General features: G+C 50.7%; 19 protein-coding genes. 11 read left to right on the top strand and 8 right to left on the bottom strand.

Annotation, left to right across the window (positions count from 1 at the left end):
* Positions 1 to 13: 13 nt before the first annotated feature.
* Positions 14 to 457: a MerR family transcriptional regulator gene (locus KNO92_RS00225; RefSeq protein ID WP_214694131.1), complete on the bottom strand. Its 444-nt coding sequence runs from the start codon at positions 455 to 457 to the stop codon at positions 14 to 16.
* Between the two features lie 317 nt (positions 458 to 774).
* On the opposite strand from KNO92_RS00225, the gene KNO92_RS00220 reads away from it, so the two are divergent.
* The 7 genes from KNO92_RS00220 to KNO92_RS00190 all read left to right on the top strand — a co-directional run bounded on the left by KNO92_RS00220 (position 775) and on the right by KNO92_RS00190 (position 6,398).
* Positions 775 to 984, top strand: a complete 210-nt coding sequence (locus KNO92_RS00220; protein ID WP_214694129.1) for a hypothetical protein — start codon at positions 775 to 777, stop codon at positions 982 to 984.
* A 68-nt stretch (positions 985 to 1,052) separates the two neighbouring features.
* Positions 1,053 to 1,193 (top strand): YvrJ family protein, encoded by a 141-nt coding sequence (locus KNO92_RS00215; RefSeq protein WP_214694127.1) that lies wholly within the window; start codon positions 1,053 to 1,055, stop codon positions 1,191 to 1,193.
* Positions 1,194 to 1,220: 27 nt separating this feature from the next.
* The gene (locus KNO92_RS00210; protein WP_074036277.1) at positions 1,221 to 1,433 is read left to right on the top strand and encodes a hypothetical protein; all 213 of its coding nucleotides are present in this window, start codon (positions 1,221 to 1,223) and stop codon (positions 1,431 to 1,433) included.
* Between the two features lie 26 nt (positions 1,434 to 1,459).
* On the top strand, positions 1,460 to 1,672 hold the full coding sequence (locus KNO92_RS00205; RefSeq protein WP_074036279.1) for a DUF2922 family protein: 213 nt from the start codon (positions 1,460 to 1,462) through the stop codon (positions 1,670 to 1,672).
* Positions 1,673 to 1,796: 124 nt separating this feature from the next.
* Positions 1,797 to 3,641, top strand: a complete 1,845-nt coding sequence (locus KNO92_RS00200; RefSeq protein WP_214759631.1) for a methyl-accepting chemotaxis protein — start codon at positions 1,797 to 1,799, stop codon at positions 3,639 to 3,641.
* A 182-nt stretch (positions 3,642 to 3,823) separates the two neighbouring features.
* Positions 3,824 to 5,530: a methyl-accepting chemotaxis protein gene (locus KNO92_RS00195; RefSeq protein WP_353047377.1), complete on the top strand. Its 1,707-nt coding sequence runs from the start codon at positions 3,824 to 3,826 to the stop codon at positions 5,528 to 5,530.
* A gap of 118 nt (positions 5,531 to 5,648) precedes the next feature.
* On the top strand, positions 5,649 to 6,398 hold the full coding sequence (locus KNO92_RS00190) for an SDR family NAD(P)-dependent oxidoreductase (RefSeq protein WP_074036282.1): 750 nt from the start codon (positions 5,649 to 5,651) through the stop codon (positions 6,396 to 6,398).
* 35 nt (positions 6,399 to 6,433) lie between these two features.
* On the opposite strand, the gene KNO92_RS00185 is transcribed toward KNO92_RS00190, so the two are convergent.
* The gene (locus tag KNO92_RS00185; protein WP_214759628.1) at positions 6,434 to 7,309 is read right to left on the bottom strand and encodes a tetratricopeptide repeat protein; all 876 of its coding nucleotides are present in this window, start codon (positions 7,307 to 7,309) and stop codon (positions 6,434 to 6,436) included.
* 118 nt (positions 7,310 to 7,427) lie between these two features.
* Between KNO92_RS00185 and KNO92_RS00180 the strand changes: the two genes are divergently transcribed.
* Positions 7,428 to 7,652 (top strand): YobA family protein, encoded by a 225-nt coding sequence (locus KNO92_RS00180; RefSeq protein ID WP_214759626.1) that lies wholly within the window; start codon positions 7,428 to 7,430, stop codon positions 7,650 to 7,652.
* 19 nt (positions 7,653 to 7,671) lie between these two features.
* A complete protein-coding gene (locus KNO92_RS00175) occupies positions 7,672 to 7,836 on the top strand; it encodes a hypothetical protein (RefSeq protein ID WP_214759625.1) in 165 nt (54 codons plus the stop codon).
* Between the two features lie 11 nt (positions 7,837 to 7,847).
* Here the strand turns inward: KNO92_RS00175 and KNO92_RS00170 are convergent, their stop codons facing one another.
* On the bottom strand, positions 7,848 to 9,038 hold the full coding sequence (locus KNO92_RS00170; protein ID WP_214759623.1) for a S1 family serine peptidase: 1,191 nt from the start codon (positions 9,036 to 9,038) through the stop codon (positions 7,848 to 7,850).
* Between the two features lie 133 nt (positions 9,039 to 9,171).
* Here KNO92_RS00170 and KNO92_RS00165 point away from each other — a divergent pair, with 133 nt between their 5' ends.
* Complete coding sequence (locus KNO92_RS00165) at positions 9,172 to 9,732, top strand: AAA family ATPase (RefSeq protein ID WP_214694116.1); 561 nt, start codon at positions 9,172 to 9,174, stop codon at positions 9,730 to 9,732.
* Between the two features lie 34 nt (positions 9,733 to 9,766).
* Here KNO92_RS00165 and KNO92_RS00160 read toward each other — a convergent pair whose 3' ends face one another.
* From KNO92_RS00160 to KNO92_RS00140, 5 genes are read right to left on the bottom strand one after another with little or no spacing between them, the layout of a single operon-like run.
* The gene (locus tag KNO92_RS00160; protein WP_251127035.1) at positions 9,767 to 10,486 is read right to left on the bottom strand and encodes a carbohydrate deacetylase; all 720 of its coding nucleotides are present in this window, start codon (positions 10,484 to 10,486) and stop codon (positions 9,767 to 9,769) included.
* Positions 10,455 to 10,748 (bottom strand): PTS sugar transporter subunit IIB, encoded by a 294-nt coding sequence (locus KNO92_RS00155; protein ID WP_214694114.1) that lies wholly within the window; start codon positions 10,746 to 10,748, stop codon positions 10,455 to 10,457. Before KNO92_RS00155 ends, KNO92_RS00160 begins: the two co-directional genes overlap by 32 nt.
* Entirely contained in the window at positions 10,745 to 11,044 is a 300-nt protein-coding gene (locus KNO92_RS00150) for a PTS sugar transporter subunit IIA (RefSeq protein WP_214695105.1), read from the bottom strand. Before KNO92_RS00150 ends, KNO92_RS00155 begins: the two co-directional genes overlap by 4 nt.
* 29 nt (positions 11,045 to 11,073) lie before the next feature.
* Positions 11,074 to 12,393, bottom strand: coding sequence for a PTS sugar transporter subunit IIC (locus KNO92_RS00145; RefSeq protein ID WP_214759621.1), 1,320 nt, complete (start codon positions 12,391 to 12,393; stop codon positions 11,074 to 11,076).
* On the bottom strand, positions 12,390 to 13,709 hold the full coding sequence (locus KNO92_RS00140) for a 6-phospho-beta-glucosidase (protein WP_214759619.1): 1,320 nt from the start codon (positions 13,707 to 13,709) through the stop codon (positions 12,390 to 12,392). The genes KNO92_RS00145 and KNO92_RS00140 overlap by 4 nt, the downstream gene beginning before the upstream one ends.
* Before the next feature lie 174 nt (positions 13,710 to 13,883).
* On the opposite strand from KNO92_RS00140, the gene KNO92_RS00135 reads away from it, so the two are divergent.
* The gene (locus tag KNO92_RS00135) at positions 13,884 to 14,600 is read left to right on the top strand and encodes a GntR family transcriptional regulator (protein WP_214694104.1); all 717 of its coding nucleotides are present in this window, start codon (positions 13,884 to 13,886) and stop codon (positions 14,598 to 14,600) included.
* Positions 14,601 to 14,830: the final 230 nt, after the last annotated feature.

The raw sequence follows: 14,830 nt of genomic DNA, 5'->3' as shown, positions 1-14,830 counted from the left end.
GGCTTTTGCCTGCTCAGACGACAGGCGCTTCATAGGCGTTCAGTTCGAGTTGTAATATGTACGTCAATTCATGATGCGCCAATTCCGAGAAGTTTGTCTTTTTGACATGTGTCCGTGGACGCAATCCGCATTCTAATGCGATGTCGACAATGGTACGAATCTGATTTTCCGTATAGAATCGCTTCCGGCCGAACGTGAACGGGGTAGCTGGCAATACGCCATCTGTCTCCCATTTAATCAACTGTTGTTGGCTGCGTGGAATGCCGGCCACACTAAAGGCACGGCTCAATTCTTTGAGCGGATAGACGATCAAATGTTGCTCTTTATACGAGATTGGTTTTCCTTGTTCCGGTCGGTATGTATCCCATTCGGTCGCTGAAAACGTCAGGTCGGCCTGGTCGAAGTCGTGTTGAGCGGAAGGAATAGAAGTAGTACGTGCGAGGTCTAAGCTGTTCATATGATGGATCTCCTTCTTCAAGACTGACTGGTCATTTCAAAATGTCTTCTTACGTATCGTACCCCATTTTCAAGATTTTAACTTACAGTTTTTTCAAAGTGGGGGAATGATTCATGGGACTTTTGGCGTAATTTTGAACGATGTCTGTCGAACATTAAGATACCCTAATTGGTATCAAAACTCAAGTGGCGCAGTAAAAAATTGAAAAATGAATAAAAATTCAGAAAATATGGGACTTTCGTCTTGAAGACACCTTGAAAATAGTTTGAGCACATTTTTCTTGTAAGCGGTTAATAAGGGCGAAGGAGGTGAGACAGATGGCAACTTACGAAGAAGTGGCGACGATGTTTTATTTGGACGCTCGTCGACTTGTAGATGGGAAAGAGAAGAAGCAGCTCGTTCGCTTCGGACCGCTCGGCGGTCAAATGGATGAGACGTTGATGCGGCAGTTCGGAGATTTACTGACGGCACTCATCGATGTCGAATCCGTCAATTACGTCGTCGCTAAAGAATCGATCGTGTATTAACACGGAGGACTTATGCAAAACCTCACTCGTACCGGCACCGACATTTGGCATGATGAGCAGGTGGTCACATGAGTTGGCCCGAACTCATCTCGAATCTCGGGTTCCCGATCGTCGTTTCGCTCTATTTGCTTCATCGAATCGAGACGAAGCTCGATCGGATGATCCAGCTCCTCGAGCGCATGGATGATTCGACCTTATCAGAAACCTAATCCCCCATTGAAAGGAGCCATCCCCCTATGGCTGTCTTAACGGAAAAGAAAGCGACACTCGTCTTGACGACACACCACGACATTGAAACGGCAAAACCGACGAAAAAAGCACAACGGTTCGGTCCAGTTCGTGCCGACCTCACGGCCGATACGGTCAACGCGTTCGGTCGTCTCTTGATTGATTTAGTGATTCAAGAAGACGCAGACCTCGGCATCATCCGCGAATACGATTTAGTCTAACCCATACCCTAAGGAGGACATAACTCATGACTGACACAAAACTTGAAATCTCATTTTTAGACGCATTCCATAAGGTCGTTCGTTTCCGTCTCAACAATGTGAAGCAACCCGTCGACTCACAAAAAATCGAAGCATTGGCGGACTTCATGGTCGCCAACGATCCACTTGCGAAAAACGTGATGGAATGGACGGAAATCAAAATGATTGAAGGCACGCAGACAGTATTGAGTGCAAAATAATCTGTTGGCTGGCGACTCTTGCAATTGGGGTCGCCTTTTTTAAGTTTGGTCAATCCCCTTCACTATTTTCAGAAAATTGTCGATAGTATAGGAAACACTGCATGATTGAGAGGGGAATACATAGATGGCATGGAAATCAATCTGGTCTAAGACACTCAGTCGGATCAAACGAAAACCGACATGGACGTGGAAACCGACGCTCAAACGAAAACGTGGAGAGAAGCGTGAACGCACGACATCTTTCGGGGCGAACGTCGGCAAGAACTTGACGATTCGTCAAAAATTGTGGGGACTCGTCATCATCTCACTCGTGATGGTCATTGGCGTCGGTGGGTATGCACTATTTTCGATGAACGACGCGAACCGTCAAGCGGACGATATCGTCAACAACTGGAACAAAGGGCTCGACTACGCCCATGAACTGAACACGCTCGCAGCAAACTATCGCACGCTCGAACTTGATCACATCGTGACAGAGGATGCAACGCAAAAAGAAGAATTGATGACGCAAATGAAAGAGATTCGGGATGAAATCAATACGATTGCGCCGAAGTATGAAGAAAGAGCCGTGAATGAAGAGGACAAAGAACTCTTCCATAACTTCTCACGTCAATGGGAGATGTATCAGCGTGTCTCAGACAACATGTTGACGTTCAGTACGACTGGAAACACGGGCATGGCACGTTCATACTACGATGCTCAGTCGCAGTCGACATATGACAACTTCACACAAAAACTAAGTGATCTGGTCGCATACAACTCAGAAGGATCACAGCGTGTCGGACAGGACATGGAACGTGAATTCATGCAGTCGCTCATGGCGCTCGTCGCCGTGACGGTCGGAGCCGTAGTCATTCTATTATTCCTCGGACTCAGTTTGTTACGCTCGATTATCCGACCGATGCAGACACTGCAGACTCGCTTCGATGAGCTTGCGACGCAGGGCGGCGATTTGACGATGACAATCCCGGTGACGTCGAACGATGAGATTGCCCAAGTGAGTCAATCGTTCAACACGTTCCTCGCAACACTCCGCGAAATTATGATTGATGTCGATGAAACGGCGAAAATCGTCCTGTCCTCTTCAAAAGACGTATCTGCTGAAGTGACGCGACTCAGTCACTATATGGAAGAAACATCTGGAACGGTCGAAGAATTGACGGCTGGGATGGAAGAAACGGCAGCATCTTCGCAAGAGATGAGTGCTTCGACGACCGAGATGGGAAGCTCGATTGATTCCATAGTCGACTTATCCAACGATAGTGCTGAAACGGCGACACGTGTCGAGACACGCGCGCACGAAATGCGTGAACAGGCTGTCGTCTCGAAGACGGAGGCCGTGACGATTATCGAGAAGAAACAAGTTGAACTCGCGGAAGCAATCAAGGGAGCACAGTCTGTCGAAGAGATTCGCGTCTTGACGACGGCCATTCTCGCCATCGCCGATCAGACGAACTTGCTCGCATTGAACGCATCGATTGAAGCGGCACGAGCGGGTGAAGCGGGTCGTGGGTTTGCGGTCGTCGCTTCTGAAATCCGTAAACTTGCAGAAAACTCACGTCAGACGGTGAACGAGATTCGTGACGTATCGAACACGGTCATCGATTCGGTCGAGCGCCTCAACACGAGTTCGGCTGACATGTTGACGTTCTTGAATACGAAAGTCATGGCCGACTACGATCGTCTTGAAGAGGCCGCGACGCAATATGAACAGGACGCAACGGTGTTCGGAGAGACGGCAAAAACGTTTGAAGGCAATGCGCTTCAACTCCGACATATGACGGATAACATTCTCGGTGTCATTCAAGAAGTGGCGACGACCGTGACAGAAGGCGCGGACGGAACGCAGTCGATTTCAGAGAAAGTTCAACTTTCGGTCGAACGCTTCAATGACGTCCAGGCGAAGATGAGTGAAACGGAAAAACGAGCGAGCGAACTATCGAATCGTGTCGCTCAATTCAAACTATAAGTCGTTCTCGGAACCAGGCATACGTCTGGTTCTTTTTTTGCTGTCTTTTCGAAAGATAGGTCAATGCATTTGTGAATTTCAAATTGTTGGTACAAATTAGGGTGTGATGTCCGATATAGAAAAGGCAGTACATAAACAAAAAGAGAAAAAGAGGTGGAAGAGGAGGAGACTCCTCGTAAGTCGTGAAAACAGTATTCAACAAATGGACGTTGTCCAAAAAAATTATGGCGAGCATCGGATTGCTCCTCATCTTGACGTTCGTCGGGATGGGATACAACCTTTGGACGCTTGAACGCATGACGAGTCAGTATGAGCAGATGATCTCAAACGATGTCATGAAAATGAAAGCGGCAGACGATTTGGCGCTCGGAATGGTACGTCAAGCATATGGAGTCCGTGGTTATGTCTTAGTTCAGGATGATGAACGCAAACAACAAATTATCCAAGGTGGAGAAGAAAAGAAAACGGCCATCGAATCATTGATTGAACTCGCAGACAATGAAGCTGAACGGAACGAGTTTGAAGCATTGCTGGAATATGCGACGGGCTATGATACGCTCGCGACACAAGCAATCACCGCCATCGATGAGAATGACCAAGAGGCAATCGACCGCTTGACGCTCCGTCTCATGCCGGACGTCACGAAGTCGATCTCATCGACAGGGGAGGCACTTCAAGCCGAAACGGAGAAAGACATGTTGGCGATGCAAACCAAACTCCAACAGGCGGGTGAGCGTGCTTTCTTGTATTCAATTGTCATCGCCATTGTGAGTGTTGTGTTGATGGTTGGGGCAGGATACGCCATCAGTCGAATGGTGACGGCTCCGCTACGCTTTTTAGCGAAAGAAGTGGCTGTGGTCGCAGAAGGTGATCTGACACGTGCAGACCTCGAGGCACTCACACAAGATGAAATCGGACAGTTGATGACCGGCTTCAACCGAATGAAAGGAAACTTGCGCGAATTGATTGACCGTGTCACACAAAACGCACAAGAAATCACAGCACAATCTGAAGAGCTGTATGCGAGCACAGAAGAGATGGCGTCACAGACGGAAGAGACGACTCGCCTCATCGACCGGGTCGTGGAAGAAACGGTCGCCCAGGCGAAAGAAGCGAGTGATTCAGCGCGGTCCGTGGCAGCTGCGGACGAAGGCATCGGTCAAATCGCCGGTTCAATCGGTTCGATTGATGATGATGTGTCACAAAGTTTGAAACTCGCTGAAGAAGGTGGAGCGACGATGACGCAGGCGAAAGACGAGGTGCGTGCGCTTGAGCGAGAGACGCGTCTCACCGGGGAATCGATTTCGACCTTGAAACAACAGTCGGATGAAATTGCCCTCATCACAGAAGTTATCCAATCGATCACCGACCAGACGAACTTGTTGGCGCTGAACGCGGCCATCGAAGCGGCACGTGCCGGCGAACAAGGAAAAGGATTCGCGGTCGTCGCAGAAGAAGTGCGTAAACTCGCGGAGCAGTCGAAACAATCGGCGACACAAATCGCTGGGCTGATTGAGTCGATTCAGGCGCAATCGAATGCCGTCCTTGATCAACACGTCGTCAGTGCGAAGCGTGTCGAGACGAATTCAAAGTTACTTGAACAAGCGACACGTGCGTTCGAACAGATTGTCCGTCAACTCGAGACGTCGGTCGATAACACGTCGCACATCCGCATCGCGTCAAACGAGATTGCGAAGACGACGAAGCAAGTCGCGACATCCTCTCTACACATGTCACAAGACAGTGAAGCGATGGCCGGAACGATGCGTTCGGTCGGAGAAACTTCTGACGCACAGCTTGCGATGATTCAAGAACTGAACGGGGTCGCGGAGTCACTCGGAAATATGACGAGCGACTTACAGACATTGATCGGAAGGTTCACGACATGATGTGAGGGAAGTCCTGTCTCTTCGGAGTCAGGATTTTTTTCATTCACATCGAGACGATTCATGAAGCAGAAAGTAGGGAAATGAGAACAGGGTAAACGAAAAAAAGGGAGTGGATCACATGAAATATACCGTCATTACAGGAGCAAGTTCAGGAATTGGCTATGAGACAGCGAAGCTGCTCGCTGAAAAAGGAAAGTCACTCGTCCTCGTCGCGAGACGAAAAGATGAGCTCGAATCGCTGCGAGACGAAATCAAATCGATCTCGTCAGAAAGTGACGTCATCATCAAATCGACGGACCTCTCATACAGTGAGAACGTATATGGTCTATATGAATCACTCGCCGACCTTGATATCGAGACGTGGATCAACAATGCCGGCTTCGGAGACGCAGACCTCATCAAAGATGTCGATTTAGGCAAGATTGAGAATATGATTCGCCTGAATATTGAGGCGCTCACGGTCTTGTCGAGTCTATACGTCCGCGACTACCACGATGTTGAGGGAGCACAGCTCTTGAACGTGTCGTCTGTCGGTGGCTATCGCATCGTGCCAAACTCGGTCACGTATTGTGCGACGAAGTTTTACGTGAGTGCTTATACGGAAGGGCTCGCACAAGAATTGATGAATAGTGGCGCGAAGCTTCGGGCGAAAGTGCTCGCACCGGCTGCGACCGAGACGAGCTTTGCCGACCGGGCACGCGATACGGAAGGATTCGACTATAGTGAGAACGTGGCGAAATATCATACGGCACGCGAAATGGCTGAGTTCTTGTATGACCTTCTCGAAGGGGATGAAGTCGTCGGGATTGTCGATCCAGAGGACTATTCGTTCAGTTTACGCGGACCGATTAAACCGTACGCCGGATAACCTAAAAAATCACGCCATTTTGTGGCGTGATTTTTTCATGACATCGGGACAGTGTAGCCACCTGTGAAGCGGTGTGTCAGGCGGCGTGTCCAATAACGCATCCGAAGGCGCAATACATAAAACTGTGACGTGTTCGGGAGAATGACGTTGTTCACATAATCCGCAAACATGTGGCGGAACGTCCGGTCTTCACTGCGGTCATATGTGGCACTCCACATCCCGTGGTTCTCGACTTCGAGGAGCATCCAAATCATCTCTTCGGTGAGCGGGTCCTCGTCTTCAAGTCCGGCGGAGAGGGAAGCGAAACGTTGACTGCAGATGGCGGCATATAGAGAATGGGCATGCGAGTCATGCGGATTGGCCGTCAAATAGCCGCTCGCCGTTTTCATCAGTTCATCGACCATCTCGATTGGAATATCGTCATATACTTGGAAAAACTCGAGAAGCATCGGGACGGTATCCGGTCCGAGTCCGGCAAGGCGGACGTAATGCATGACGTGAAGGCCGGCCTCTCCGTAGAACTTCCGCTCGAAGTAATGAATGGCGATGGCACGGTGCATGAGCGGAACGTCAGGATAGCGTTCGACACCTCGGAGGAAATGCTGCTCCGCCTCGAACGTGAAGCCCGTATCTTCGCTGACGATCCCGTTCAGCATGTGAAGGATGAAGTGGTCACCTCGTTCACTTGCTCGATCGAGCCACTCCTTTGCTTTCGCGGTGTTCCCTTCACGAATATACGGGTAGGCTCGCATGGCGGGAAAGAATGGATCTTCTGGGAAAGCCGTCTCGCCACGTGTCGCAAGTGCCGTAATCGCTTCTGTGTTATACGCGTCTGTTAATTCTGCGAGGAGCATCATCTCAAGAAACGTGCGTTGGAAGTCTGGGCTGTGTAAATCGATGGTGTGTGTCATGTGATCTCCTCCTCACGAATATAGGTGTGGCTTTATTATACTTGTTCTCGAAACGTGGGAGTAGCATCTTTTTGAAAAACGGGAAATGGAAAGTAAGGCGTGAAAAGGAGGGGAGAACATGGCGACGTTCACGGGTTATATCGCAGAAGTGATGGAAAGGAAGATTCGTGTCGCTCCGTCACGGGAGGCAGAACCATTCGACGGCATCGTGTTTCATTTAGAGGAACCATTTCCTGAAGAAACACCGCTTCTCGTCGGTCAATATGTAAGGGTCGAGCACGATGAGCGGATGACGCGTTCCTTGCCGCCGCAGACGACGGCGCATCGCATCGATGCGTTATGATGAGGACGAGGTGAATCCTATGGGACAACGTAACTTTTTGTGGCTCGGAGCCGTGATTGGATTCAGTGCTCTCGTCGTCTGGTTATTGCAAGACGCGCTGCCATTTTGGGCATTATCCGTCTTGCTCCTCGGACTCGGGGCCGTGCTCGGAAATTTGCAAAGACGATTCACGCAAGACAAATGACAAGCACACCATCATTCCGATGGTGTGCTTGTGTCGTTTTCTTCAACGTTTTCTTCTTCCACCACATCTTCTTCCGTGACCGGATCGTCCTCGACAATGGAGTCATCTTCACCATCTGGTTCAAGTGTGGTCGGTTCCTCCGGTTCAACTGGCTCCTCAGGCTCGACGGGTTCCTCTGGTTCAGTAGGAACTTCTGGTTCTGTCACCGGAGGGTCATCCTCAATCGGCTCTTCCGTTTCCGGTGGATCAACTGGTTCTGCTGGCTCTGTAGGTGGTTCGGTTGGTTCTTCAGGCGTCACCTCAGGCGTAGCCGGTTCGGTCTCTTCTTCTACCACCTCTTCCTCGACGTTCTCTTCAGCAGGTGCTTCCGGTTCAGTCGCTGGCGGTAGTTCAGGCTCTGTCTCTGGAACGCTTGGAGCTTCCGGGATGACGACTGGTTCTTCTGTCAAATCAGGTCGGATCGGCTCGACAGGTGCGAGTTCGACCGGCGGTGGTGCGGCTACGTCTGAGTCGATCAACGTGCGGAGATCTCGTTCGAACAAGGCGGTCGGTAAGGCAATCCCTCGTAAATGAATCGCGACGACCCGACCGGATGCTGAAAGGAGCGGACTGCCATACGCATGACGTGGCAATTCAAAGTTTCGGATGTAGCCGTTTTCTGCGAAAGTGACCGTACCATTAATGCGTTCCTTCATGGTCAGCGTCATGAGTGTTTCATCTTCTGCGGCGATGGCTTGTGTCAGCAAGAACGGGGTTTTGTCGGTTTCTTCGATGCGAATAACGGCAATCAAACTCGTACGACCGACGACTGTTCCGGAGACGGCCTGTCCGTCATGGTACATGATGATGTTCGTCAAGCCGGCTACGTTCGAGGCCGCAGTGACGACGTCCTGGGAACTGACCAAAAAGCCGGTCCCATAACTGACGCTAAAGAGACTGTCTTGTAACGTATCGAAATCGGCGGTCGTCGCTTCGTCAGCAGAAACGGTATCCTCACCAACTGGTAAGTCGACCTGATCGGCGAGCGAGTCGGTCGAACGCAACATATCTGTGAAATATGCGTTTCCAATAAAGACGGCAAAAGCAATGAGTGCAATGGCGAGCGGGGTGACGAGTAACCAAATTGTGCGACGTGAGCGGCGGCCACACGTCGGACAGACCGTTTTCGATCGTGTCTTCTTTCCGCAGTGGGGACAAGTCACGGGGGCACCTTCTTTCTAAAAAGTTCGATGTTATGCTTATTCCTTCAATTGGAAAGAGGTAAACAAATATTTTAGGAGGCTTCTACAATTGAACGTTCGTGGTAAAATCGTCAAAAGCGCAGGGGGAGATTCAATGAAGTTCATCATCTTATTCGGTCCGCAAGCCGTCGGTAAAATGACCGTCGGACAGGCACTCGCCGACCGGACCGGGCTCAAATTATTCCATAACCATATGACGATCGACCTTGTCGGACCGTTCTTCAATTACGGCACGGCAGAAGGGAAACGACTTGTCCAACACTTTCGCCAAGAACTATTCGAAGCGGTCGCCAAGAGTGATCTACCCGGCATGATTTTCACGTTCGTCTGGGCGTTTGACATGCAGGAGGACTGGGATTACGTGAAAAACGTGACGGATTTGTTCGAATCACATGGGGCGGACATCTATTATGTCGAGCTCGAGGCAGAGATGGAGGAGCGGCTCGCGCGCAATACGACGGAGAACCGCCTCACCCATAAACCGTCGAAGCGTGACATCGCCTGGTCCGAGGCGGAACTGAAACAGACGGCGACGATGTATCGCTTGAACTCGCGTCCAGGGGAAATGGATGTCGAGCATTATCTTCGTATCGATAACACGAATCTAAGTCCGGAAGAGACAGCGACGCAGATTCAACGAGCGTTTGACCTATGAAAAAGCGGGTCCCCAACAAGGGAACCCGCTTTTATCATGCCCACCAATCGGGGCGCTGATAGTCGACCAACACCTGTTTTTCGAGGAGGCGTGGCACAAGGTAAGAGGTGATGCTCGGAAGATGATCGTCGATGTCGGCCGGATGAACCATCACTTCGATGGACCCTCCAGGTTCGATGGCGTCGAGCGTCGCATGGGAGACACCGTCCGCGTAAAATTGATCACTGAACCGTTCGGTCACCCACAAGTCCCGGCGCGACCCGAGCGTCGTTAAGGCCCGAAACGTCGTGTCAAATTCTTCAGCGAGACGAATGATGACGTCATGCAGGACCGGCCAACCGTGAACATGGTGATGACTGTCGAGATGGTCGAGCGGGAGACCTGTCGCAAGAAACGCCTCGATTTGGGCTTTCCACTCGAGATAGACGAGCTCTGGATCAGGTGGTGTCTCGGTCAAGAAACGGCTCGTGTAGCGGAACGTGCCGTCTTCTTTTGTAAGGGGCGCACTCGTGTCGGCGAGCGGTTTGCCCCATGACAAGACGAGATGGACCCCGACGCGGAGCGACGGATGTTGTTTTGCAAGTCTGACCGCTTCCTCGACGGCATACCCGTTCATGATCATCGTCGCCGAATTGACGATTCCATTCAGATGGCTCTCCAAGGTGCCGGCGTTCACACCTGTCGTCAATCCGAAATCATCAGCGTTGACCAAGACGAACGTCTTAGGCATTGACGAGACCGAGTGCCTGGTCAAGGACGAGGTCACCTTTCATCATCCCGTACGCCATATTGTCGATGACCGCTACCGGTACGTCGACGGACGATTTGATTTTCCCTTCAAGGTAACGGACTTGTGGTCCAATCAAGATGACGTCGACGTTCGTCTGTTCTTTCAAACGAGACTCGGGGATGGCGTCAATCGACGCGTCGATTCCACGATTCGCAGCTTCTTTCCGCATTTTTTCCACTAAGATCGATGTCGACATACCTGCCGAGCAGACGAGTAAGATGTTCATGTTGTTTCCTCCAATCGATTCAAACGGGTGATCATGTCAATCATTTCGACAGCGAGTTCTTTCACCGTCATCGCCGTCATGAGATGGTCTTGGGCGTGGACGAGGAGGACGCTCATATCGCTCGTCGTCCCCCGTGCTTCTTCTTGTAACAATTCTGTCTGTAATTTATGTGCGTCTAGAAAAGCCGTATCGGCTTCTTTTAATTTGGCTGTCGCCTCGTCCGCTTCACCGCGTTTTGCCGCAGCGATGGCTTCGAATGCCGACGAACGGGCATTGCCGGCGTGCAGAATAATCATAAATGAGAGTTCTTGAATCGTTTCGGTTTTCACGAAATCTTTTCTCCTTCCTCAGTTGCAGCTTTGTTTTTGTTGATTTCGGCTGTCATCGCTCTTGCTCCTGCCATGACGAATGGAATATACATCGCTGTTGCAATCGACAAGTTGACGATTTGAAGCAAGACACCACGTACGCTACCGCCTGTGACCAAATATCCACTGATGATCGGTGGCGTCGTCCAAGGAACGATGGCGACCGTCTTCGGAACCATCCCTGTCGAGAGGGCGACGTATGAGATAATCGTGAGCGTCACCGGCACTAAGATGAACGGTACGAGCATGATCGGGTTCAAGACGATTGGAAGACCGAAGATGACCGGTTCGTTGATGTTAAAGAGACTGGCTGGTGTCGAGAGTTTTGCCACTTGGTGATATGGGTGATTCCGTTGTTTCCGCACGACGATGAAGATCGCGAGCAAGAGCGCGAACGTCGTACCGGATCCACCCATGAAGACGAATGCATCCAAGAACGGTTTTGTGACCGTGTATGGGACATCAAACGCTGATGTTCCTGCTTGGAAAGCTGCCAAGTTCTGTTCGATGAGTGGAAGATAAACCGGTTCGATGACAGCACCGATAATGTTTGTCCCGTGAAGCCCGAAGAACCAAAGGATGTGATTCAAGAATGCGATGACAAGGGCAGCTGGGAGCGAATCTCCGAAACCTTGGAGCGGTTGTTGAATCGCTTTGAAGATGACTTCAAACACACTGAGCTCGACGACGAGCGTCATGAAAAGCTGGAAACCTGCGACGACCGTCAAGATGATCATCGAAGGGATGAGCGCTTGGAACGAACGTGTAACCCCGCCTGGTACACCTTCTGGCATCTTGATTGTCAGTTTCGTATTGATGAGATAGCGGAACATTTCCGTGACGGCAATCGACACGATGATGGCAACGAAGAGCCCTTGGGCACCGAGCCATGCGAAGTTGAGACCCCAGTCGGCAGTGACCGGTACGAGCATGATGTATGAGGCGAGCGACAAAATCCCCGCCGCAAGTCCGTCAATCCCGTACGAACGGGCCAAGTTATACCCAATTGAGAAAGCAATCAGTAGACCGAGTATGGCGAACGAAGCGTTCCAGATGCTTCCGCCGAGTCCTTGCCAATTCCCTTCGCCGAACATGTTGTTCATCGAGCCGACGAAGTCGAGCGAGAGACTGCCGATGTTGACAGCAGGGAAGTTGTTAATGAGGACGGCGAGCGACCCGACGATGATGAGTGGCATGACGGAGACGAACCCGTCACGGATGGCGACTAAGTGCCTTTGGGACCCGATACGTCCCGCGATTTCAATAAACTTGTTCATGAATAGACCTCCTTCTTAAATTGGGGTAGGTACGCCTCGTGCGCTGTGAACAGCTCCTTGAGAAGCGGATCGATCCGTTTCTCGTCTTGGATGAGCGGGTTCATGAGGCAGGCAAGGTAGGCGTCCTCGTAAGAACCGGATACAGCCGCCTGAATGGCGAGCTGTTCAAACGTTTTTAAGTTCGTAATGAGTCCACGAATCGGGAGCGGTAATGACCCGATTGAGATCGGACGTGGGCCAGACTTCGTGATGACGGCGTTTACTTCGATGACCGCGTCGTCTGGTAAGTCCCGAATTGTGCCGTTGTTGAGCGTGTTGACCGTCTGGATGTCGCCACGGTCATTGTGAATCGAGTCCATCAAATTGCAGGCGGCGTCTGAATAGTAGGCGCCTCCACGTTTTTCAAGCTCTTCCGGTTTGACGGCGAGGTCGACGTCTTTATATTTCTCGAACAACTGCGCCTCGACTTGTTGAACGACTTCGGCACGGGTGCCGTTTTGTTCGTACGCCTCGAGGTCTTTTTTCAACACGTCTTTCGTCTGGAAATAATACTGGTGGTACGGGTTTGGTAACATGCCGAGTGACGATAAGAACGATTCGCTCCATCCGAGACCGACGATGTTCGCTGGCGAGTAATCGTTCCCAGCGTTGAGCGAGGCAAGGACGTCACCCGTCCGATCCACGCCGTCGACCCAGACGTGATGACCGAAGACGAAATGGTTCAATCCGATAAATTCAATCGCGACTTGTTCGACCGGCGTCTCGAGAATCTCTGCGACCGAGTTTCGCATGTTGAACGGGATGTTGCAGACACCGATGACCTTCTTATGAGATGAGTGCTTGAGTACGGCCTCGGTGACGATGCCCGCCGGATTGGTGAAATTGACGAGCCAGGCGTCCGGACAAATCTCGGCGACTTCATTGGCCAAGTCGATTAAGACGGGGATTGTGCGGAACGCTTTGAATAATCCACCTGCGCCGTTCGTCTCTTGTCCGATGAAGCCATGCTTGAGCGGGATGCGTTCATCGAGCGCACGTGCCTTAAGTCCGCCGACCCGAATCTGTGTCGAAACAAAATCTGCGCCGACGAGCGCGGCTTTTCGGTCGAGCGTCCAACTGAGTGCGATCTTGGCATTTGCCTTCTCAATCATCCGTTTTGCGAGACGACCGACAATCTCTAGTTTCTCCCTCCCTTCTTCGATATCGACGAGCACGATCTCCCGAACGGGGAACGATGCTTGCCGATCAATCAATCCTTCGATGATTTCCGGGGTGTAACTAGACCCACCGCCGATGATGACGACCTTGACTGCCATGGTGTCAACTCCTCCTTTTGAAAGCGATTTCTTTTTGTCGTAACAAATATAACAAATAGTACAACTTTCGGCAATATAAAAAATACAAATAATACAATTAGTTTTTTGTATTTGCAATTGTATGCTTGCTGTATCACAATAAAGGAACCAACCTAACGTAAAGGAGATGGAGATATGTCGCAATCGACGCTCCAAACCGCAATCAAGGATGAATTGTTGTCCCGCATCAAAAGTGGGCATTATAAAGAAGGGGAGAAATTTCCGACCGAGTACGCGCTTTGCGAGGAGTTCGATGTGAGCCGAACGACGGTGCGTGGCGCCCTCAATCAGTTGACGACGGAAGGGTATTTGGTCCGTCAACAAGGTCGCGGCACGTTCGTCGCCGGAAAGAAAGTACAACAGACGTTGTCGTATACACCGAACAACTATGCGGCTCAGCTCGCCGTTCAAGGGAAGCGTGGTCAAGTCGCGTTGATCGACATCTCCGTCATCTCGGCATCCGGTCAAATCGCTTCAGTGTTTGAAGCAGAGGACAATGCGCCGATTCAAAAGATTGAGCGGATTCGTCATGCGGACGGGGAACCGACACAGTATGAGGTCTCATTCATCCCGTGGAAGATTGCACCGGGGATCACGAAAGAACAGGCAGAGCATTCGCTCTTCCGAACACTCGCTGAAGTCCATGATGTCCATGTCGCGAAGACGACAGAGGCATTGGAGATTGCCCTTGCTGACGAGAAGGTGAGTACGCTCCTCAACTGTCCACTCGGGTCACCATGTTTCCATATCGAAACCGTGACAGAGGATGAGTCGGGACGAGCGATTGAATATTCACGCTCGTACTTCCGTGGGGACAAGACGAGCTTCGTCATCGAACGGAATTATAACTAACAAAAGCGCTCGACTGTTTCGTATAGAAACGTTCGGGCGCTTTTTGGTTTAACCTATAACAAAAAGAATCATGGTCATTTTGTTCAGAGATGACTATGTTTATCGATGAAATAAGTACGAATCTAAAACATTTTACAGACAAGGGTTTTCAAAATGTAACTCGAATGTTGTAACAGATGACATGATTCGAAAGGTGACATAATATGACCGTAACTACATTTGTTGGCGTT

It is taken from the genome of Exiguobacterium sp. s129 (assembly GCF_018617585.1).
In the GTDB taxonomy this organism is placed as follows: domain Bacteria; phylum Bacillota; class Bacilli; order Exiguobacteriales; family Exiguobacteriaceae; genus Exiguobacterium; species Exiguobacterium aestuarii_A.
The sequence above is the reverse complement of the archived record's forward strand: the minus strand, read 5'-3'. Positions and strand labels throughout refer to the sequence as shown.

Excerpts from the sequence above, each read along its gene's own strand:
- KNO92_RS00190 (WP_074036282.1), top strand. The coding sequence starts at position 5,649 with ATGAAATATACCGTCATTACAGGAGCAAGTTCAGGAATTGGCTATGAG.
- KNO92_RS00140 (WP_214759619.1), bottom strand. The coding sequence starts at position 13,709 with ATGGCAGTCAAGGTCGTCATCATCGGCGGTGGGTCTAGTTACACCCCG.
- KNO92_RS00135 (WP_214694104.1), top strand. The coding sequence starts at position 13,884 with ATGTCGCAATCGACGCTCCAAACCGCAATCAAGGATGAATTGTTGTCC.
- KNO92_RS00180 (WP_214759626.1), top strand. The coding sequence starts at position 7,428 with ATGGCGACGTTCACGGGTTATATCGCAGAAGTGATGGAAAGGAAGATT.
- KNO92_RS00220 (WP_214694129.1), top strand. The coding sequence starts at position 775 with ATGGCAACTTACGAAGAAGTGGCGACGATGTTTTATTTGGACGCTCGT.
- KNO92_RS00155 (WP_214694114.1), bottom strand. The coding sequence starts at position 10,748 with ATGAACATCTTACTCGTCTGCTCGGCAGGTATGTCGACATCGATCTTA.
- KNO92_RS00210 (WP_074036277.1), top strand. The coding sequence starts at position 1,221 with ATGGCTGTCTTAACGGAAAAGAAAGCGACACTCGTCTTGACGACACAC.
- KNO92_RS00165 (WP_214694116.1), top strand. The coding sequence starts at position 9,172 with ATGAAGTTCATCATCTTATTCGGTCCGCAAGCCGTCGGTAAAATGACC.
- KNO92_RS00185 (WP_214759628.1), bottom strand. The coding sequence starts at position 7,309 with ATGACACACACCATCGATTTACACAGCCCAGACTTCCAACGCACGTTT.
- KNO92_RS00225 (WP_214694131.1), bottom strand. The coding sequence starts at position 457 with ATGAACAGCTTAGACCTCGCACGTACTACTTCTATTCCTTCCGCTCAA.
- KNO92_RS00215 (WP_214694127.1), top strand. The coding sequence starts at position 1,053 with ATGAGTTGGCCCGAACTCATCTCGAATCTCGGGTTCCCGATCGTCGTT.
- KNO92_RS00150 (WP_214695105.1), bottom strand. The coding sequence starts at position 11,044 with ATGATTATTCTGCACGCCGGCAATGCCCGTTCGTCGGCATTCGAAGCC.
- KNO92_RS00205 (WP_074036279.1), top strand. The coding sequence starts at position 1,460 with ATGACTGACACAAAACTTGAAATCTCATTTTTAGACGCATTCCATAAG.
- KNO92_RS00175 (WP_214759625.1), top strand. The coding sequence starts at position 7,672 with ATGGGACAACGTAACTTTTTGTGGCTCGGAGCCGTGATTGGATTCAGT.
- KNO92_RS00200 (WP_214759631.1), top strand. The coding sequence starts at position 1,797 with ATGGCATGGAAATCAATCTGGTCTAAGACACTCAGTCGGATCAAACGA.
- KNO92_RS00145 (WP_214759621.1), bottom strand. The coding sequence starts at position 12,393 with ATGAACAAGTTTATTGAAATCGCGGGACGTATCGGGTCCCAAAGGCAC.